Source organism: Rhodococcus sp. MS16, assembly GCF_013277795.1.
Taxonomy (GTDB): Bacteria; Actinomycetota; Actinomycetes; order Mycobacteriales; family Mycobacteriaceae; genus Rhodococcus_F; species Rhodococcus_F globerula.
Window position 1 is genome coordinate 1 of record NZ_VBTM01000018.1, and the last position, 19738, is coordinate 19738.

The window sequence follows — 19738 nt, forward strand, 5'->3', positions numbered from 1 at the left end:
CGAAGGTGGATTCGTGCATCACCACATGCACCAACGGCCTACGAACAATAACGAGACCACTACGGTCCTGCGGGCAATCACCGCGGTCGCAGTCACACACCAACACCGTCGAACCACTCACCAAAGCGCCCAACGCATCCGCTCGACGCTGCTCATAGGTTCGCGAATCGTGGCGGCACACCGACATCGCCAACTCCCGCAACCGGCCATCGAACGCGCGGGCCTGCTCCGCCGGGATACTGCCCAGGATGCGGGCCATCCCGTCCTCGGCGGCACTGACGCCGACAAACCTGTCCGCCAGGGCTCGGCGTCGTCGTTCCCGCATCCCTTCCGGATCGACGCGGGCCACGATCCGGTCGATCGCCGCCGTCAACCGCCGACCCGTCAAACCGGTACCGCCGTCCACCGGTGGGGCAAGAACCTGCTCGAGCAGCAAGCGTTCGACCTCGTCGATCAGCTCGTCACCGACATTCGCGGTCGCGGACTCGATCAACGTGACCCGGTAGAAGTCGAGTTCACCGCGGGCCATCGCGGCCCTTGTGCGATGCAACCGCGTCTTCAAAGCAAAACCCAACCCGATGAGTTTTCCGGCAGCAGCGCGCCCCATCGTCAGGACCGCGCCGACCTCGGATTCCGCCAACTCGTGCGCCGACGACGTCCACGTGCCACCCTCGACATGCTCGGCGCTGCGGCGGGTGAAGAACTCCGCCACCACGGCCAGTTTCCGCTCGACCAGCATAGCTTCACATGAATGCAACTCGGCCATCAAATCGACGAGGGCGCAATCGGTTTCGGTACCACTCAGCTGTGCTGAGATACCGAAACTTCCCACCCCCGAATCGAACATTCCCCCACCCTAATCGAAATCCTGTTCGATTGCGAGGGCTCCTTGAAACCAGTCGGAAAAGTCTGAATATTGACTGGAAACTTCAGGGCGGCTTAGCTTTTGACCTAGCTACCGGCCTCAATCATCACTGCGGCGTCTTCGGCACCGAACTTCTCCTCGAGCGTCTCGGGTGAGTAGTCGAGGTCGATCTCGGCCACGTCACGCCCACGCGCAGACTCGATTGCCGAGAGCCGTCGCTGAGCACGATCAGCCGCGTACTCGAGAAACTCCTGGTTGTCGAGACCGAAGGGCTGGACTTCGAACTGATCGTTGACCCAGTTGATGAGACCGAGAGCCATCGGCATCAACTCGCCCATGCGCGCCTGTACTACATCCCACAGGGCGTCGTCCGCAGCCACGTGTCGGCGGCACGTGAAGGTTCCCCACGCCATGTGGCGCCGCTCGTCGTCGCCGATCTTTTTGATCAACTGCTGCATCCCGGGCAGGATTCCCCTTGTGGCACATACCTTCTGCCAGGCGTAGTAACCCGTCAGCGCAAGGCTACCTTCGATGACATGGTTGTAGGTGACGCTCGCCCGCACTTGGTTGACCGGGCTGGGGTCGGTCTGGAGAATCCGCAGCGACGCCGGCAACTCCTCGTAGAACAGTTGTCGGTAGTCCGGATTATCGGCGACGTAGGAATGCAGGTCGTCGGTGAGTCCGACCTCATCCATCCAGAGCCGGAAAACCTGTGTGTGCTTGGCTTCCTCGAAACAGAATTGGGTCAGGTACATCTCGTCGCTGAACCTGCCTTCAGCGGACATCGCCTGCATGAACGGTTGGATGTCCTCGGTCACTGCTTCTTCACCGGCGATGAACTGCGCGCACAGATACGTCGCGCTGCGCTGCTGCTCGCTGGTCAACTCTTGCCAGTCTCGAGCATCTTTCGAAAAATCGAGGTCTGCCGGGTTCCAAAATTTGGCATTTCCCTTGGCGAACAATCGGAGTGGAAAACAATCCCAGTTCAACCCTCCTGATCGGAGGGAACTGAATCCTTCTCGCCCCGGCGAGGTGACGGTCATGACATTCCTTCTTCCCGAAACGAAGACATATGTCCGAGGGGAATGCCCGCAGAACTCCGTCGTGAATCAGTTTTGCGGAATATTGCTCGACTCTGCCAGCGAAACACCCTTTGCCTGCATCGCGGCAAAGAGTTGTGCGTTCATCTCGGCGGCTTTGGCGGGCTGGTAGGACGCAAAATTGAACGGGTTGGCCAGGTTGTTCGTCTCCAGGGGATCGGCAATCAGGTCGTACAGTTCGTATTGGGGCGCAGCAGTTCCCGCCGGGTCGAAGTACATCGTGTACTTCCACCTGCTGTCCCGAATGCAGCGAATATGGTTCGGCTGCGTGACGATGTTCTGACCGTCTGGCGTCGCACAGTTCTGATCGTCGTACGTGAAAAGAATCGTGTCCTGAACGTGCACGCTTGGTGCGTCCGGATACGCCGCCGCATCGACGAGCACGGGGGTGAGATCGGTGCCGAGAAAGTTCCACGACGCACGATCCGGCACTTGCGCGAGGTTGGCCAGAGTGGGCATCACGTCGATCAACGACGCCAACGCGTCCGTCTGAACGGGCTTCGGGAACAACAACGGATTGCTGATCACGAGTGGGACGCGCAGAGTTTCCTCGTACGCGTTGAACACCTTCTGCCGCAAGCCTCCGTGCGACATTCCCATCTCACCGTGATCGGACATACGCACGATGACGGTGTCGTCGAGCAGCCCCGGAGTGGCTTCCAAGGCGTCGAGAACACTGCCGATGCGCTCATCCACGACCTTGTGCATGTAGGCGTAGAAGTTGATGTATCGCCTGGCCTGATCGGGTCCGAGCAATGGACCGAGTCCGGCGGCGAGCAACAATTCCGACTGCACCTGAGCGCTCGGTTTGTAGTTGAAGGCAAGGATTTCGTCGTAGGTCGGTGGGAGTTCGATGCCCTGCTCGAAAGCTCCCGGCGCATCCGACCCGTAGTTGTCGCACGTACCACTCATCGCATCCCACGACTGGGGATATGCAAGGACGTCGTGCGGATTGACGAACGATACGATCAGCGCAAAAGGCTTGTCCCCTTTGGCATCCGGTCCGGTGAGAAATTCGACGGCTTCCTCGGCAGCGCGGCGGTCGTGATCGGCGCATCCGCCGCCGAAATGGTCTGGGTTTGTGTCCTGTCCGGCATCAGGTGGTGTCCACCCGCCGAAACCGAATGCGGCAACGTCGTCACTGGACGGATCACCACCGGATGCTCCCTTGCTCAGATGCCATTTCCCCCGGTACTGGACGTTGTACCCGGCGGATGCCAGCATCTTCGCCATGTTCTGCTCCGACGTCTGCAACTGCGGTTCGGTGGGAGATACGGTGCCGCCCTCGGTCAGGGTTCTGGTCACACCGTGTTGCGCGGGATACAGCCCGGTAAAGAACGTGCTCCGACTGGGCGAACACATCGCCGTGTTGCAGACCGCTTGATCGAAAGTCAGTCCGTGACGCGCAATGCGTTGGCGATGAGGAAGATTCCGCTCCGCCCACCCTTGCGGCCAGTACATCGGCCGTCGTTCCTGATCGGTGATGATGACCACGATGTTGGGCTGAGCGGGAAACGAATCGCTGGGCGCTGCCCGCGACGGTGCGGCTGCGGCGCCCGCCGACCCGATATCCGTCATACCGGCAAGAGCCAAAGCGCCCATCCCGCCCAAGAACATCCGACGCGGCAATCCGTGACTGCACTGGGGGACGTTCGCGGGTTCTGGGCTCACGTGATGACGTCCTCTCACAGTGTGTCTGCTAGAGCATGTGTCTGCTAGAGCAGTGTGTCTGCACAGAGTTGACCGTCGGCGGGTTCTCTACACATCTGGACGCCCGGTTTACGAAATAAAAGGCACCACCGCGGCCTCGAAGTCACGGTAGCCGTCCCGATGAACACTGTGACCGGTGCGAAATGACCTGACCTCACAACGCTTGACCGTGGCGCTGACCTCGCGAAGCCGGTCGGAATCCACCATGCCGCCGAGGCCACCGCGCAGGAACAAGGTGTCCGCCTCGATCAGCGGCAACGATTCCCACCACAGTTGATCGGGTTGACGGAACTGCGTCAGCGCCGACCCCGTCATCGACTTGTCGAAGGCCAGAGCCGCCCGCGGATGGCGCACCAAACTTGTTGTTGCGTGCCACAGTTCGGACATGCTCGGCAGCTTGCGGGAAAATACCTGCTCCGGATCGCCGGGACGCAGTGGGAGCGGCGCTTCCTCGATGACCAGCTTGCGAACGCCGGTCGTTCGCCGCTGCGCGATCAACGACGCGGCGTGCCCGCCGAGCGAGTGCCCCACCAGGTCGACGTGATCGAGTTCCAAGTGATCACAGACGTCCATGATGTCCGCGGCAAATTCCTCGAACAGGTACGACGACGCCCGGGCACTGCGCCCATGCCCACGAAGGTCCACCGAGACAACCCGTCGATCGCGGGACCGCAATGCTCTGGCGAACCGATCCCATGTGCCGCTGTCGCCGCCCATGCCGTGCACGAGGACGACAGGAGGCAGTTCGGCAGTCCCGGAACCGGCCCCCGAATCGCGGTAGCTGATCTCGATTCCACCGGCACTGCGCACGTTAGCGATACTCACGATGTTCCAGATTAGCCGTATTCACTCGTACACACCTTCCACCGACCACTCGCCACCCTCACAGATCATCAACAACGCGCGTGATTGTTCCAACAGCACCTGCGCCCGCGCCGCCGTTCGCACCGCGGCCGAATCCCACCATCGCTCGTCGACCGGCCACGGACCTGCCCATCCTTGCACCGCCCATTCCTTACTCCCCCACTTCAGCCTCGCCGGATGCGCGCTGAACACTCCGCGTTCCGTGACGTACACAGCTTTGCCCGACGCGTCTGTCAGCCACACCCGCGGATTGTCGACGTACACCGATCCCGGTGACGGTTGAGGTAGCAGCCCCGGCCACGGAGCCCCCGGATCATGCGCTGCTACCCGCTCATCACCCAAGGGCACCAATGTAATTCGCTCCGACGGCCCCCTCCCGCCACTGAGGACACCCACCTGGACCGACTCGCCGCCCAAGAGCCCCTGCACTCGCACCAACGCTCGCTTGGCCCGTTCATCCTCATCACCCACTCCGCCCCAGAGGCCCAATTGCAAGGCGCCGGCATTGACCACCTCCACCGGTTCGAGGCGCAGCACGGTAATTCCTGCGGTTGGCTTGTCCTCACTGCGGCCGGTAAGCCACCCGTCGAGTTGCCACCGCACTCGATCAGCCGTTCCTTCCGGCGTCAGCGGCTCGGCGCAGCGCCACGTGCGAGAGAGGTTCTCGCCGTTTTCGGTGCTCGCCGATATCAGCAATCGCGTGCAAGCGACGCCGGCGCCGGACAACGTGCCATGCAGCAAAATCGCCAGGGCACGCCCGGCGAAGGCCGCGGCGTCCACACGTTCGATAGGCGGATCGTAATGCTGCTCCACGTCGAGATCCGGTGGCAACGCCCTGGCCGACGGTGGTCGTTCCGGTTCACCGCGCGCCGCCCGGTGCGCCAACACCGCATCGGTACCGAACCGCGACGCCACGTCGACGGCCGGCAAGTCCGCAAAGGCGCCGATGGTTCTGATCCCGAGCCTGCGCAGCAGATCCACCAGCTCACCGCGATGAGGTGCGGACAAACTCGGCTCGGCCGCCAACTCCGACATCGGCAGCGGAGCAAGAAACCGAGCGCCCTCGCCGAGCGGTACCAGCGCGGCTCGTCGTGCAGCTATCACCGCGGTCGACAACTGATCGGCCACCCCGATCTGGCATTCGACTCCCACGGCAGCAACCTGATCCACCAACCGTTCTGCCGCGGCCTCCTCGCTGCCGAAATAGCGACTGGCACCGCGTGAACTCAACACCAGCAGGCCAGGACGAAGCACCTCCACACCGGGCGCAGCCGCATCGACAGCCGCTGCAACCGGCTCGAACAATCGGGCATCCCGCTCCGGATCTGCCGCCGCCACATACAGTTCCGGGCACCGCGCCTGCGACTCGCGTCGGCGCAGCCCACGGCGCACTCCTTCCGATCTGGCCGTCGCACTGCACGCGATCACCCTGTTGCCTGACGTCACCGCAACCGGGTGAGTAGCCGGAAGGTCGGCTACAGCAGCAGCCGCCACTGCCGGCCAGTCCGGACACCAGAGCGCCAGAACCCTGCTCACAGTGCCACCACCTGAGCTGCGGCCACCACCTGAGCTGCGGCCACCACTTGAGCTGCGCCCACCTCGAGTGCAGGCTTCCATTCCACCCGTCCCGCTGCGCTGCAGATATCCAGACGGGTGGTGCGCGGCTGGAACGAGCGCCCTCGGGCACGCACGGCAAGGCTGAGCGATTCGAGCCGTCCCCGCCCCAGCGCGCGTCCGCACCCGAAACCGCCGTAACCGTTGACCTGCGCCTCCAGCCGCACCTCCACACCATCCCAATGACCATCCGTCACAACAAGAGTGGAACCTTTACTGCGGGCGCGGGCCACCACTGCCCGAGCCCGCGACGGGGGCACGGACGCACCCGCCAATCCCAGAATCACCAGATCCATACCGTCGAGCAGCACTGCGGCAACTTCGACCGGATCGGGCCCCGGATCCGGGACAAACGCAAGACGCTCCAACTGCGCACCCATCTCGTACGCGGCCAACACTCCCAACTGCGGCTTGCCGACAACGGCAACATGTCCACCGGACGCGGTCACCGAGGCCACCAACCCCACCAGCAACGACGCGGCCCCGGATACGGACACCACGGTTCCCCGCACCAACCCGCCCTGCGGCAGCAACTCTGCGATGCCGGCCGGCACGGGCAGGATTCCCGCCTTGTCCGCCCGATCCCCGGTCACTCCTACTGCAGCCTCGACGGGAATCGACGACACAACCTGCCCGTCACCGCGAGCCGGGATGGAGGCCATCCGGCTGCGGAGTTCCGCCAACCGCTCCTGGCGGGACACGCCCGCCGCCTCGGCAACGCTCTCTACCACCGTCACTTCGTCATCCCCGTCCTGCGATACTTCCGGCAATCTTTTTCAAGCCGGCAAACCACGGGGAAGTCGGGGTCTGACACGCATCGAACAGACAACACAATCGAACATAGTTTCGATTCGTTTCCAGTAAAGCCTGCCCCTGAGGACCCGTCAAGCAGCGACAAAAGTCCGAAGTTCACACAAACCTCGAGGGTCACACCCGTATCAATCCTCTAACCTGGAGTGGTGACATCTCGAGAGCAGACAGGGAGGGGCATCGGCCCTGAATACCTGCTGGCAGGGCGGTACCGACTCCGATCCAAAATCGGCGGCGGCGGCATGGGCGCCGTCTGGCTGGCCCGCGATACCCTTCTCAGCCGTGATGTCGCGGTGAAACAGGTCACAACCACCGCCGGACTCGACAACGAGAGCGCCGAGGAGATCCGCGCTCGGACACTTCGTGAAGGCCGCAACGCCGCCAAACTCTCGCACCCGCATTCCATCGGCATGTACGACGTCGCTCTCGAAGCCGGCGAACCGTGGCTGGTCATGGAGTACTTCCCATCCCGCAGCCTCGCGCAGGCCATGAACCTCGCCGACACTCTGCCACCCCTCGAAGTTGCTCAGATCGGCGCTCAGATCGCCGCAGCACTCGCAGAGTCGCACGCTGCCGGAATTGTGCATCGAGACATCAAACCGGGCAACATTCTTATTGCCGATCGCGGCGACTCCCTGGGCATCGTCAAGATCAGCGACTTCGGAATCGCGCGCGCCAAGGGCGACGGATCGGACCGTCAAGACGAAGTCATCACCGGCACCCCCGCATACTTCGCCCCCGAAGTGGCCCGCGGCGACGATCCCACCGAAGCGAGCGACGTCTTCTCCCTCGGCTCGACCCTCTTCACCGTGATCGAAGGCCAACCACCCTTCGGAATCGACTCCGACGCAATTGCATTGCTGCACCGAGTCGCCAAAGCCGAGATCTACCGTCCCACCAAATCCGGACCGCTCACGGACGTGCTGCTCCAACTTCTCGAACCGGACCCGACGCGTCGGCCCACCATGGCCCAGGCCCGCGACGCACTCGCCGCGGTAGCAACCGGGGGCGGTTCCGTCGATCAGTTGATCGACATCCCCGTGTTCTCGTCCGACGGAGCGGTTCCGGCGTGGGCGCACCGCACCACCCAACTCCCCGACCCGCACCGACGCAATCGCCTGGTGGGCCCCACGGTCACCGGATTGCCTGCAGTGCAACAGAATACGCCACTCGGCTCTGTCCCCAGCCCGCTCGACCTGTTCTCGTGGCCCCCTCGGATACCCACCGGCCCCGCCGACGCGAGCACCCGGGACAAAGTGGTCGCCTGGGCGCCACTGGCCATGACCGCGATGGTGGCGATCATCATCGCGGCCATACTGATCGTGCTTGTACTGGTGTTCACGGTTTAAATATTTGCTACTTCAGCGCCGACGCAGCCGGCCTGATGTTGGCGTTGAGATGAAACAGGTTGTGCGGATCGTACTGTGCCTTGATCCTGGACAGGCGTGCATACTTGCCGGATCCGTACGAACTGCGAACCCGCTCTTCGTCGACGTCGGTCATGAAATTGACGTAGCCACCGGGATTGGTCGACAAGGGACGCAACGCTTCCCAGATATTGCGCACCCACGTTCGATCCAGATCCAGAGTCCCGGCATCCGTTGCCGTGGCCGTCATGTTGCACACGTAGTGCGGGGCGCGGGAACCACCGAACGCCGTATCGTCGTCGCCGACGGCGGTAAACGCACCCTGCAGCGGAAAGATCGGGATGAACGACATCGGTGACGACTTCTTCACCGCGTGTTCGGTCAGAACACCGATCACGTCATCGGAGAGATCCCCTAGGTCCAGAGCTTTCTCGTACGCGTACGCACCCCACGGTTCGGCATCGTCGAGCATCGACTGCAGCCCCGTGTACGGGAGCGGCGTGACGAACTCGAACAGCGGCGGCAACCCTTCCCTGATGGGCGCAATCACCTGCGCATGCTCCTCGGCGGAACCGAAACCTGCCACCAGCAAGGCATATCCGGGATGAAAGTGGAACTGCTCCGGCACAAACGCCGCGGGCGGCGCGGACAGGCTCGAGGCAATCAACGCACCGGTGTTGCGGGGCAGAGCCGGCACCACGTCGCGGCACAGACGCAGCGCATCCGGTCCGTCGTCCATCCCCCAGAAGAAGAACCCGAGATGCACTTCCGGCCCGATCGCGCTCAGCCGGTACTCGAACTCGGTCACCACACCGAAATTGCCTCCCCCGCCTCGCAACGCCCAGAACAAATCGGGATGGTTCTCTTCCGACGCGCGCACGACCTCACCGTCTGCAAGCACAACCTCCGCCGACGCCAGATTGTCGATCGACAATCCGAGCGTTCGCGTCAGCCACCCCATGCCGCCGCCGAGTGTCAGACCGCCCACACCTGTATCGCTGATCACCCCACCTGTCACAGCCAGGCCGTGTTCCTGCGTCGCGGCGTCCAGGTTCGCCAACGTCGCCCCGCCGCCTACGCGCGCCCTACGCGCCGACGGATCAACAGTGACGTTGTTCAGTGCACTGAGATCGATCATCAGACCGCCCTCACACACCGAGGCCCCACGATACGAATGTCCACCACCTCTGACGGACACCTCCAAGTCATGTTCTCTGGCATAACCCAGTGCCGCAGCCACATCCGACGGCGAAAGGCACCTGGCGATCCCAGCCGGGCGGTGATCGATCGAGCCGTTCCAGATGGCCCGCGCGTCGTCGTAACCCGAATCTTCCGGGCCGAAAACCGGGCCGGTGACGGACGATCTCAACGGCGCAATATCAATGCTTGTCATGACGTACTCCTGACACCGGTGACGAGTAGATACTCCCAGTCCATGCCCGGAGAATCCCCTCCGGCGCTGGAATCTCCTCCTGCGCTGTACTTGCGAGCCAAGTCGACGAGATCCCGGTCGAGGGCCTCCACCTTGGCGTCGTCGCCGGCAATATTGCGGTAGACGGCGATGGTCGGTCCGTAATTCTCCTTGAAGAAGTCGCGGAAGTCTTCCGGATCGCGGAACCTGCTCACCTGCAGCACTTCTCGACGCGCAGTCAGGTCGCAAACTCGGTCACCGAACAGCTCACGAACATGACTCTCCTCACCCCACAACGGCGGTGGCTGCGAACCAGGAGGTGGTGCAGGTGCGTACGGTTTCATGGCTTTGAACATCTCGCCGATGAAACCTGTTGGTGTCCAGCTCAGTACAGCGATCCTGCCACCTTCCTTACACACTCGAACAAGCTCGTCCGCTGCCCGCTGATGATGCGGCGCAAACATGACGCCGACGCACGAGAGCACCACGTCGAACTCACCGTCTTCAAACGGTAGATCCTCGGCATCAGCCTCCCGCCACTCGAGTTCGACATCCGCGTCGGCTGCCATCTTCCTTCCCGCATCGAATAATTCGGGAGTCAAGTCCGTTGCCACCACCTGCGCGCCGAGTGCCGCCGCAGGAATAGCCACATTGCCGGAACCTGCCGCGATGTCGAGAACCCGATCACCGGCGCGCACGCCGCCTGCCGCCGCCACAACCGGCCCGAGTTCCGGGATGACCTCCGTTGCCACCGCAGGATAATTGCCCAACCCCCACATCACCCGGTGCTTGGATTTGAGGGCTCGATCCAACTCCGCTGCTTCAGTCATTATCGTTCTCCTCCATCAATTTTCGCAGTACCGATTTCCACTCTGACCTCGACGTTACGACCATCGAGTGTCACCGATCCAGTACTGGATCTGTACCAGCCCCACCCATCGGCCTACGATTGACAAGTGGGGTCGTCGTACCGCCAGTTCTGCCCCGTCGCCAAGGCGATGGAGCTACTCGACGAGCGCTGGACGCTCCTGGTCCTGCGCGAACTCATGATGGGAAGTACCCATTTCAACGACCTGCGACGCGGCCTTCCCCGCATGTCTCCGACGTTGCTGTCCAAACGTCTGCACCAACTCACTGCCGCCGGAATCACCTACCGAGACAACACCGACGGTGTTGTCACGTACCGCCTCACCGACGCCGGACGCGAACTCCGCCCCGTCGTCGAGGCCCTGGGGATCTGGGGCACCCGCTGGATCGGCGAACTCGGCGACCAGGATCTCGATCCCAAACTCCTGCTGTGGGACATGCATCGACGGGTGGATCACTCCGCTGTGCCCGACGGAAAAACAGTGGTGCACTTCGTCTTTTCCGAAATCGATCGGCAGTCACGAAACTGGTGGCTGGTCATCAACTCCGACGAGGTCGACGTCTGTGACCTCGACCCGGGTTTCGAGGTCACCGTGTCCGTATCTGCCGGGCTCAGGCCGTTGACCGAGATCTGGCGCGGCGACCTCACGTGGTCCGACGCCATTCGATCAGGTGAGGTCACCATTTCCGGCCCGGAAGCCCTGCGTCGCAGTTTGCCTTCGTGGTTCGAACTGTCCACATTTGCATCCGTTCCCCGACCCGCTTAGCGCACGCCCCACCAGGCTCGTTCCGTCCTGTTACAGAGCTGTTGCAGACCGTGACACCGTCGACGAACAGTGACGACCTCCTGGTGACACTGACCGAGCAGTCTCTGCACTATGCCCAGCCACCGCGGAATCATCTGCCCCGTCGCACACCGAGCAGTCGCACTCGGGGCAGTCGCACTCGGGGCGCTCATGCTCAGCGCGTGTTCGTACACCGAGGCGGCCACACCCAAGAGCGATCACTACCTTGCCACTCAACCTGATTCAGGACCCTCAGGCGGCGAGATCGAGGACGGCCTCAATGTGGCGGACACCCATATGCCCGCGCTGGCCCGCCTCGATTCCGCACTTCTCGCGGCGCTGCAGATGGCCGCAGCGGATGCGCGGTTATCCGGGGTGGACATGCATGTCACGTCGGGTTGGCGATCAGCCGCATACCAACAGCGACTGTTCGACGAAGCCGTAGCCAAGTACGGCAGCGTGGACGAAGCGTCCAAGTGGGTGCACCCCCCGAGTCTGTCCAAGCATGTCAGCGGACAGGCAGTAGACATCGGACCGACGGATGCCGACGACTGGCTTATCCAGCACGGCAGCGATTACGGCCTCTGCCAGACCTATGCAAACGAGATGTGGCATTTCGAACTGGCGACCACTCCTGGTGGGGAATGCCCGCCCCAACGCAACAACCCTTCGGACGAAAGAGCGGAAGGCTGACCATGACACGAGTCAAACCAGCGAGACTGTTTGCCGCACTGGCACTCTTGATCCTCGGAGTAATCGAATTCGAATTGGCGGTCAACACTGCCGGTGGCCAGATCGTCGATCAACAACTCATGGTGGGCGCGGCCACGTCTGAAGTCCTCGGCGTGTTCTCCACTGAGTTCATCGGCCTGCTCACCCCGATCCTGATAGTGGGAGGAGTGCTCGTGGTACTCATGATCACGTTGCGCAACAACCCGATTGCGCTGGCACTGCGCGTCGCGGTCGTGACCCTCGGCCCCATCACGACGGCCTGGGTTCTCAAACAGTCGCTGGATCGACCAGACCTGAACGGTCTTGTCATGCATAATTCCTTCCCCAGCGGGACTCTCACCGCCATCACTGCTCTGGTCTGCGCGATAGTGCTCGTCACACCGGCCAGGTGGCGGGGCGTCGTCGCCGTCAACGGCGCGCTGATCACCATCGGGACCGCGATCTCGGTAGTCGTGTTGCAATGGCACCGGCCGAGTGACGTGCTGGGTGCACTACTCCTCGTCGGTTGCTACACCCTCGCCGTGTCGGCATTTCCGTTGAACACCACCGCCGCACGGCACGCGGTACTGGCAAACTCCGGCAACGAACGGCTCTCGAAAGTGTGACACCTGTACCGTGGGCTGACCGAGATTGCTCCGACCCCGGAAGGCCCCTAATCATGGTGAATATCCTTTTCATCGAAGACGATCCAGCCGTGGCCGAGGCAATCACGTTGGGACTGAACCGACTCGGGCACAACGTCAGCCATCGCCCCGACGGCAACAGTGATTTCGACGACGTACTCACCACCACCGACCTCGTCCTGCTCGACCTCGGACTCCCGGGTGCCGACGGTTACGAGATCTGTCGACGCATCCGCACGCGTAGTTCGATCCCGATCATCATTCTCACCGCTCGATCCGACGACATCGACACCGTTGCCGGCCTCGAGGCCGGCGCCGACGACTACGTCGTCAAACCGGCCAGTCCGCGTGTCCTCGACGCTCGCATCAAAGCCGTCGTGCGTCGGTCAGCGCCCGCAACGACGCGAACAGATGCAGTACCGGCGGCAGAGACATTCGGCGACTTGGAACTGGATCGATCGTCATTGCAGGTCCGCAAGGGCGGAACGCTGCTGACCCTGACCCCGACCGAGCTCCGGCTGATCCTGGCACTGACCGAGAATCCCGGACAGGTTCTCAGTCGTCGACAGTTGTTGTCCGCAGCCTGGGACCAGGAGTACCTGGGCGATTCCCGAATCGTCGACGCAGCGGTGCAGCGACTGCGTGGAAAGATCGAGGACGACCCGGCCGTACCGACAGTCATCGAAACCGTGCGCGGCTTCGGATATCGCTTCAACACCGGCTCAGGTCGATGAGACCGGCCTGGCTGCGCGTCGACGGCCTGCGGACCCGGCTCGTGCTGGTGTTCATCGCAATCGTCCTCATCATCGCCGGAGGAACAGCCGGCGCGGTATCGCTCATGGCGCGGTCGTGGATCTATTCCAATGCTCAGGACGTGGCAACGGCACAATTTCGCGACGAGCTACAGTCCCTCGACGGCATGCCGGTGGACGGGTTGACACCCGCCAACCTCTCACAGGTCTTCCCATCCGACCTGACGCTGATCACAGACGGTGAAGTAGTTCGCCAAGGATCCGTCGATCCCGCGAAGATCCCGCCGAGCTTCGACAGCGGTTTGGACAGTGCAAAACTGATCCGCTTCGAGAGACTCGACTCCGAGCGCATCCTGCTGGGGATGTCCGTCAACGTCACGGACACGACCGCGGAGGACGGCTACGACAACCAGACACTTGTGAAAGCTGTCACCGTCCGGCCACTGGTGGGGGTACAGGACAAGTTCGACGACCTGCTCCGAGTCGTCGGTCTCACCCTCGCTGCCGGCGTGCTGGTCAGCGGTCTGCTCGGCTTCTGGATCGCGTCGACGCTGGTACGTCCGCTCAAGCGTCTCGACGCGGCCGCCGCCCGTGCCGCCGACGGCGATCTCAGCGTCCGCCTTCCGGAAAACGGAGTAGCCGAACTTGCCCAGGTGACAACAACATTCAACAACATGGTCGCGCGCAACGAAGCGGTGATCAAAGGTCTCGAAGAATCCGAAGAGCAGGCAAGACGGTTTGTCGCCGACGTCTCTCACGAGCTGCGAACGCCACTGGCCGCACTGGTGCCGGTCAGTGAAATACTTCGCGAAGAGATCCCCAACCTTCCGCCCGACGCCGGTGCCGCCGCACGCATCGTGAGCAGTGAGATCGGCAAACTCACTCGACTCGTCGAGGATCTGATCGAAATGTCTCGCCACGACTCACAGCAGGCACGCCTCGTCCTCGACGACGTCGATCTCGTCGAACTGACCGAGCGCACGCTGGAGAGCCGCGGCTGGACCGAAACCGTCGAGCTCGACGCGCCCGAAAGCATCAGCAGCAGAGTGGATTCGCGTCGGATCGACATAGTCGTCGCCAACCTCGTCGGCAACGCACTGCGGCACGGTTCACCCCCGGTACGCGTCGAACTCAGCGCCGAACCCGATTACGCCGTCATCGCCGTCGTCGATCACGGACCGGGCATCTTGCCCCAGGACCGGCAGGCAATCTTTCGCCGGTTCTACAAGGTAGACACCGCACGAGGACGCAGCGAGGGCAGCGGGTTGGGACTCTCCCTCGCAGTCGAGAACATCCACTTGCACGGCGGCACCATCGGCGTCGACCAAGTGGACGGACACACGGTCTTCACTGTTCGCCTCCCCACTGCCGACCACGAGCAATGACCACATTTTGGGATTACAGTTTCAGCATGTGAAACAGCCGGAGTAGCGTCGGAGCCCTCAACCAAAGAAGAATTGGGAGGCTCACCATGACTGAGGCGTCACGGTTGGAAAAATCGGTAGTCACACCGCGGGCATGGACGATGCTTGCCCTCGGTGTTGCCGCCCAAGCCGCCGGAACCGTCTTCGTCAGCACTCCCGCCTTCCTGATCCCACTCCTGCATTCCGAGCACGGTCTCTCACTGGCGCAGGCCGGAACTCTGGCTGCAGCGCCCACTTTCGGTATGGTCCTCACGCTCGTGGCCTGGGGAGCACTGGCCGACAGATTCGGTGAAAAGTGGGTCATCTCGATCGGACTTGCCTTGACCGCCGTTGCGGCCCTGGCTGCCACCACCACCGACAATTACGCGTTGCTCGGTATGGCGTTCCTGTTCGGCGGCATGTCGGCCGCCAGCACCAATGCCGCCAGCGGACGCGTGGTTGTCGGCTGGTTTCCGAAGGACCGCCGCGGATTGGCGATGGGCATCCGGCAGATGTCCCAACCCTTGGGCGTCACCATCGCGTCGGTCACCGTTCCGACACTGGCTGCGCACTCGGGAATCGGTTCGGCGGTTGCGCTGTCCGTGATTCTCAACGGCGCACTCGCAGTGGTCTGTGCACTTGTCCTGGTCAATCCCCCGCGGCCCGTCACCACCGCACAGGCACCCGCCGCGGCCGCCAACCCCTACCGTTCGAACTCCTTCCTGTGGCGTATCCACCTTGCGTCAGCTCTCCTGGTGTTTCCGCAGTTCACACTGTCGACATTCGGACTGGTCTGGCTGATCAACGAACAACACTGGGAGGCCGCCCCGGCAGGCCTGCTCATCGGAGCGTCGCAGTTCGTCGGGGCGCTGGGACGCATCGTCGTCGGGATGTGGAGTGACCGCGCGGGCAGTCGCGTCGGCCCGCTTCGCCTGGTGTCGATGTCTGCCGCCGTTGTCATGCTGGCCATGGCTGCCGCCGACGCCGCCCCGTGGGGAATCCCAGCGCTGGTGCTGCTGATCGCCACCACTGTCAGTGTCGCGGACAACGGCTTGGCGTTCACGTCCGTCGCCGAAGCGGCCGGGCCTACCTGGCAGGGAAAAGCGTTGGGCGCTCAGAACACCGGACAATTCATTGCCGCATCCGCCGTGGGGCCGGTGGTCGGCGCACTCATCGGTGTGGTCGGGTATCCCATCGCGTTTGCGATAGTCGCCGCCTTCCCCGCCGCGGCAATCCCGTTGGTACCGAGCCACGATCGAGATATCAGCGTCTAGTCCAGCGCCTAATCCTGGGCCCGACTCGGTTGTACCGCAGGCCCCGTCAGATCACAATGTGGTTTGCAGGCAACCGAATCCGTTTCCGGCATCGGCGGCGCCGCCGGAGCGCGGATCAGTACCGCCGCGATAGCCACACCGAGCAACAGCAGTCCCACACAGATGTACATCGCGATCGTGAATCCGTCGGAGAACAGCGCCGGATCCGCCAGAGCTTCGGTGTTGATCCCCGCGATTCCCGGCAACGCGGCAACAGCCAGGAGCTGACTGGTTCGGGCAACGGCATTGTTCACACCCGATGCAATTCCCGACTGCTCCACCGGAACCGACCCCAACACGGCCGCGGTCAGCGGCGCAACCATCACCGACAAACCCAATCCGAACACGAGAACTCCGGGTAGCACGTCGGTGAGGTACGACGCGTCGACCCCGATCCTCGTCATCAACACCAATCCCACTGCAGCCACTGCCGGCCCGGCGGTCATCGGCAACCGGGGTCCGTGAATCTGCGCGTACCTACCGGCGCGCGAGGAAAAGAGCAATAGCGCCACCGTGATCGGCACCGTGGCGACCCCCGCTGCCACCGGCGAATAGCCCGCGACCAGCTGCAACTGCAGCACCAGCAGGAAGAACACACCGCCCAGCGCCGCGTATACCGCCAGAGTCACCAGATTGGCGGCGACAAACATTCTCGACCGGAACAGCGACGGCGGCACCACCGCACTCGGCGACCGTCGCTCCACAACGACAAACAGGCACAACACGAGAGCGCCGACCACTCCCGCGACCAGGTTCATCTCGATCAACCCGTAGGTCAACGCACCGAGACCGACTACCGCACAGGCAGATCCGAGTACATCCAGACGTTCCGGAGGATGCGGGTCGCGACTCTCCGGAACGTGCCGCACACTCGCCCACACGACAAGAGCAGCCAACGGCAAGTTCAGGAAGAACACCGACCGCCACCCGGCGACCTCCACGAGCCAGCCACCGAACAGCGGACCTATCGCTCCCGCAACTCCCCCGAGTCCAGACCACAAACCGATGGCAGCGCCCCGATCCTCCTCACGCAACGACGCCGAGATGATGGCCAGACTGCCCGGCGTCAGCAGTGCCGCACCCACGCCTTGCAGGATTCGCGCCACCACCAAAAATGTGATGTCGGGAGCAATGCCGCACAGCAGCGACGCCACCGCGAACCACACCGTGCCCCACACGAACACCCGGCGCCTACCCCACCGGTCCCCCAGAGCGCCGCCGAGCAGAATCAACGACGCCAGAGCCAACGTGTACCCGCTGAGCGTCCACTGCAGGCCCGCTACCCCGGAACCCAACTCCTCGCCGATGTGCGGTAGCGCAATGTTGACCACCGTGCCGTCGAGAAGAGCCATGCTCGAACCGAGAACCGTGGCGGCAACAACCCAACGCCCACGACTCGACGCCAGCGCCAGTGGTTCTGTCATGTGGTCCATGGTGCGCGTTCGTGGACGCTCGCGGAAGAGTTCAGTCGATCTGGCGGCGATGAGCCCAGCGTGTCAGCGCATTGCGGTTGGACTGCTGAGTCTTTCGCAGGACATTGGACGCATGCGTCTCGACGGTTTTCACGGAGATCACCAGCTCCTCCGCAATCTCGCGGTAGGTGTACCCCCGCGCGAGCAACCGCAGGACTTCGAGTTCACGGGGAGTCAGTGAATCGAGTTCCGGATCGAGTTGTGGTTCCGGTGCCGCGGATCGACCGGTGAAGGAGTCGAGCACAAAACCCGCCAGCCTGGGCCCGAAGACGGCGTCGCCGCCTGCGACCCGGCGGACACCGTCGGCCAGTTCGGCACCCGAAATCGTCTTGGTGACGTAGCCCCGAGCACCCGCCCGGATTACCGCGATGACGTCCTCAGCCGCATCGGAAACGCTGAGTGCCAAGCACACCGGACCGGAATCTATCCCGCGCAGCACAGCCACTCCGCCGCCGTCCGGCATGTGTACGTCGAGCAGGACCACGTGGGGTTTCGTGGAGTTGATCCCGGCGATCGCTTCGGCCACCCCGCCGGCCTCACCAACAATCTCCATGTCGTCTTCACGGGACAATTCGGCCCGTACCCCGGAGCGGAACACCCCGTGATCGTCGACAAGGAATACGCGATACGGGGGTGTGGGCAAAACTGTCACTGGGGCGCTTCCTCCGGGTTGTCGACAAGGTCGGCGGGCTCGTCCCACTGTAAGTCAGAGTCGGTGCTCGTCTTGCCCCCGAGCGGCATGTGTACCCGGATTTCCGTCCCCTTGCCGATGGTGGAGCGAACCACGACGCGGCCACCACGACGCTCGATCCGGCCGCGAATCGACTTGGCCAGACCTTGACGGTCCTCTGGTACCGCGTCGACGTCGAATCCGACGCCGCGATCTCGAACGAAGATGCTCACCTGATCACCTTCCACCTCGGCAAACAGGTTGATCTCCTTCTCGCCGGAGTGCTTCGCGGCGTTGACCAGAGCCTCACGCGTAGCGCCGAGAAGTGCGGTGAACGCTTCCTTCGGCAGACCGTCCTCGCCGTCCAACTGCACGTCACCCACCGTCACCGGACGCACCGTCACACCGTGCTGATCCTCCACCTCACCCGCGATGATCTTGAGCCCTTCGGTCAGGCTCGTGTGGTCGATCTCGCCGCCACTGAACAACCACTTCCGAAGCTCGCGCTCCTGCCCACGGGCAAGCCGCGCCACTTCCACCGGATTGTCGGACTGCTTCTGGATCAACGCCAACGTCTGCAACACCGAATCATGCAGGTGTGACGCGATCTCTTCACGCTCGTCGTTGCGAATTCGAGCGGCCCGCTCAGCCCCGAGCGCCCGCCACATCCGCAACCACAACGGAACCGTCAGCAAACCGGCGCCGATCAACGTCACGACGACGGCCAACAACGACGACCGCAACGCGTCGATGTCGACTTGCGCCAACACCACGACCGCCAGCCCCAGCACGATCATCGATGCGCCGCCGACCACGCGCGTCCACGTCAGGACGGTCGGCCGTGCCGGCAACCCGATGACGGTACGAGGGCCTTCGGAATCGAACTCCCGCCACACCAGTGCCGCACCGACCGCAACAACAAAAAACGGCGCCAGTACAGAACCCGCCGTGCCGCTGAACAACCACGACAACGCCGCCGCACCGCCCAGACCGAGAACGGCCAGACCGTAAGCACGCTGACGCTCTGCCGCGCTCGGCTTCTCGGTGTCGGTACCCGCCGACACGAAAACCCAGAGAATTCCGTACGCGACGATGCCCGCACCGGCCATCGCAGCCAGAATCGCAAACGCAACACGGACCTTCAGCGCGTCGATACCAAGGTGATCCGCGATACCGCCGGCAACACCACCCACAATTCGACCGCCGGAGCGCCGCTCCAACTTTCGTATCGGCAGCGGCGCACTCACGAGCGCGGGATCAGACACAGATTGCACATAGTCGATACTGGCACGAACCCTGCTCGAGCACATCAGGGTCCAACCCTGAAGTCAGGCCAGGAGCGCGCCAAAGATCAGGGTTCACCCCTGATGCGGCAACACC

18 protein-coding genes are annotated in these 19738 nt (G+C 63.1%); 7 read left to right on the top strand and 11 right to left on the bottom strand.

Going from position 1 to position 19738, the window contains the following annotated elements:
- From FEZ60_RS28440 to FEZ60_RS28465, 6 genes are all read right to left on the bottom strand, one after another.
- The coding region (locus FEZ60_RS28440) for a DUF222 domain-containing protein (protein WP_172937666.1) at positions 1 to 847 on the bottom strand (847 nt) is incomplete at its 3' end.
- A gap of 104 nt (positions 848 to 951) precedes the next feature.
- Positions 952 to 1908, bottom strand: a complete 957-nt coding sequence (locus tag FEZ60_RS28445) for a R2-like ligand-binding oxidase (protein ID WP_033231308.1) — start codon at positions 1906 to 1908, stop codon at positions 952 to 954.
- A 66-nt stretch (positions 1909 to 1974) separates the two neighbouring features.
- Entirely contained in the window at positions 1975 to 3636 is a 1662-nt protein-coding gene (locus tag FEZ60_RS28450) for a sulfatase-like hydrolase/transferase (RefSeq protein WP_172937667.1), read from the bottom strand.
- 108 nt (positions 3637 to 3744) lie between these two features.
- The gene (locus FEZ60_RS28455) at positions 3745 to 4500 is read right to left on the bottom strand and encodes an alpha/beta hydrolase (RefSeq protein ID WP_141484658.1); all 756 of its coding nucleotides are present in this window, start codon (positions 4498 to 4500) and stop codon (positions 3745 to 3747) included.
- Between the two features lie 21 nt (positions 4501 to 4521).
- Positions 4522 to 6075: a DNA polymerase Y family protein gene (locus FEZ60_RS28460; protein WP_033231310.1), complete on the bottom strand. Its 1554-nt coding sequence runs from the start codon at positions 6073 to 6075 to the stop codon at positions 4522 to 4524.
- A complete protein-coding gene (locus FEZ60_RS28465) occupies positions 6072 to 6815 on the bottom strand; it encodes a hypothetical protein (protein ID WP_242484891.1) in 744 nt (247 codons plus the stop codon). Before FEZ60_RS28465 ends, FEZ60_RS28460 begins: the two co-directional genes overlap by 4 nt.
- A 297-nt stretch (positions 6816 to 7112) precedes the next feature.
- Here FEZ60_RS28465 and FEZ60_RS28470 point away from each other — a divergent pair, with 297 nt between their 5' ends.
- Positions 7113 to 8312, top strand: coding sequence for a serine/threonine-protein kinase (locus tag FEZ60_RS28470; protein WP_092801654.1), 1200 nt, complete (start codon positions 7113 to 7115; stop codon positions 8310 to 8312).
- Positions 8313 to 8319: 7 nt separating this feature from the next.
- Here FEZ60_RS28470 and FEZ60_RS28475 read toward each other — a convergent pair whose 3' ends face one another.
- Together FEZ60_RS28475 and FEZ60_RS28480 are read right to left on the bottom strand one after the other, a co-directional pair.
- Positions 8320 to 9723 carry an FAD-binding oxidoreductase gene (locus tag FEZ60_RS28475; protein ID WP_033231311.1) on the bottom strand — a complete coding sequence of 468 codons (1404 nt, stop codon included), beginning with the start codon at positions 9721 to 9723 and terminating at the stop codon, positions 8320 to 8322.
- Entirely contained in the window at positions 9720 to 10571 is an 852-nt protein-coding gene (locus FEZ60_RS28480; RefSeq protein WP_141484661.1) for a class I SAM-dependent methyltransferase, read from the bottom strand. Before FEZ60_RS28480 ends, FEZ60_RS28475 begins: the two co-directional genes overlap by 4 nt.
- A gap of 126 nt (positions 10572 to 10697) precedes the next feature.
- On the opposite strand from FEZ60_RS28480, the gene FEZ60_RS28485 reads away from it, so the two are divergent.
- From FEZ60_RS28485 to FEZ60_RS28510, 6 genes are all read left to right on the top strand, one after another.
- Positions 10698 to 11375 (top strand): helix-turn-helix domain-containing protein, encoded by a 678-nt coding sequence (locus FEZ60_RS28485; RefSeq protein WP_045070756.1) that lies wholly within the window; start codon positions 10698 to 10700, stop codon positions 11373 to 11375.
- A 111-nt stretch (positions 11376 to 11486) separates the two neighbouring features.
- Positions 11487 to 12086: a M15 family metallopeptidase gene (locus FEZ60_RS28490; protein WP_141484662.1), complete on the top strand. Its 600-nt coding sequence runs from the start codon at positions 11487 to 11489 to the stop codon at positions 12084 to 12086.
- 2 nt (positions 12087 to 12088) lie between these two features.
- Positions 12089 to 12730, top strand: coding sequence for a phosphatase PAP2 family protein (locus FEZ60_RS28495; protein WP_141484663.1), 642 nt, complete (start codon positions 12089 to 12091; stop codon positions 12728 to 12730).
- Positions 12731 to 12783: 53 nt separating this feature from the next.
- Positions 12784 to 13482, top strand: a complete 699-nt coding sequence (locus FEZ60_RS28500) for a response regulator transcription factor (protein ID WP_045070762.1) — start codon at positions 12784 to 12786, stop codon at positions 13480 to 13482.
- Entirely contained in the window at positions 13479 to 14885 is a 1407-nt protein-coding gene (locus tag FEZ60_RS28505; protein WP_141484664.1) for a HAMP domain-containing sensor histidine kinase, read from the top strand. Before FEZ60_RS28500 ends, FEZ60_RS28505 begins: the two co-directional genes overlap by 4 nt.
- An 86-nt stretch (positions 14886 to 14971) precedes the next feature.
- On the top strand, positions 14972 to 16177 hold the full coding sequence (locus FEZ60_RS28510) for an MFS transporter (protein WP_141484665.1): 1206 nt from the start codon (positions 14972 to 14974) through the stop codon (positions 16175 to 16177).
- A gap of 8 nt (positions 16178 to 16185) precedes the next feature.
- On the opposite strand, the gene FEZ60_RS28515 is transcribed toward FEZ60_RS28510, so the two are convergent.
- From FEZ60_RS28515 to FEZ60_RS28525, 3 genes are read right to left on the bottom strand one after another with little or no spacing between them, the layout of a single operon-like run.
- A complete protein-coding gene (locus FEZ60_RS28515) occupies positions 16186 to 17640 on the bottom strand; it encodes an MFS transporter (protein WP_141484666.1) in 1455 nt (484 codons plus the stop codon).
- Positions 17641 to 17680: 40 nt separating this feature from the next.
- Positions 17681 to 18340, bottom strand: a complete 660-nt coding sequence (locus tag FEZ60_RS28520) for a response regulator transcription factor (protein WP_033231319.1) — start codon at positions 18338 to 18340, stop codon at positions 17681 to 17683.
- Entirely contained in the window at positions 18337 to 19668 is a 1332-nt protein-coding gene (locus FEZ60_RS28525; RefSeq protein WP_045070767.1) for an ATP-binding protein, read from the bottom strand. The genes FEZ60_RS28520 and FEZ60_RS28525 overlap by 4 nt, the downstream gene beginning before the upstream one ends.
- Between the last annotated feature and the right edge of the window lie 70 nt (positions 19669 to 19738).

Excerpts from the sequence above, each read along its gene's own strand:
- FEZ60_RS28500 (WP_045070762.1), top strand. The coding sequence starts at position 12,784 with ATGGTGAATATCCTTTTCATCGAAGACGATCCAGCCGTGGCCGAGGCA.
- FEZ60_RS28495 (WP_141484663.1), top strand. The coding sequence starts at position 12,089 with ATGACACGAGTCAAACCAGCGAGACTGTTTGCCGCACTGGCACTCTTG.
- FEZ60_RS28510 (WP_141484665.1), top strand. The coding sequence starts at position 14,972 with ATGACTGAGGCGTCACGGTTGGAAAAATCGGTAGTCACACCGCGGGCA.
- FEZ60_RS28445 (WP_033231308.1), bottom strand. The coding sequence starts at position 1,908 with ATGACCGTCACCTCGCCGGGGCGAGAAGGATTCAGTTCCCTCCGATCA.
- FEZ60_RS28515 (WP_141484666.1), bottom strand. The coding sequence starts at position 17,640 with ATGACAGAACCACTGGCGCTGGCGTCGAGTCGTGGGCGTTGGGTTGTT.
- FEZ60_RS28525 (WP_045070767.1), bottom strand. The coding sequence starts at position 19,668 with ATGTGCTCGAGCAGGGTTCGTGCCAGTATCGACTATGTGCAATCTGTG.
- FEZ60_RS28475 (WP_033231311.1), bottom strand. The coding sequence starts at position 9,723 with ATGACAAGCATTGATATTGCGCCGTTGAGATCGTCCGTCACCGGCCCG.
- FEZ60_RS28480 (WP_141484661.1), bottom strand. The coding sequence starts at position 10,571 with ATGACTGAAGCAGCGGAGTTGGATCGAGCCCTCAAATCCAAGCACCGG.
- FEZ60_RS28505 (WP_141484664.1), top strand. The coding sequence starts at position 13,479 with ATGAGACCGGCCTGGCTGCGCGTCGACGGCCTGCGGACCCGGCTCGTG.
- FEZ60_RS28490 (WP_141484662.1), top strand. The coding sequence starts at position 11,487 with ATGCCCAGCCACCGCGGAATCATCTGCCCCGTCGCACACCGAGCAGTC.
- FEZ60_RS28465 (WP_242484891.1), bottom strand. The coding sequence starts at position 6,815 with ATGGCCTCCATCCCGGCTCGCGGTGACGGGCAGGTTGTGTCGTCGATT.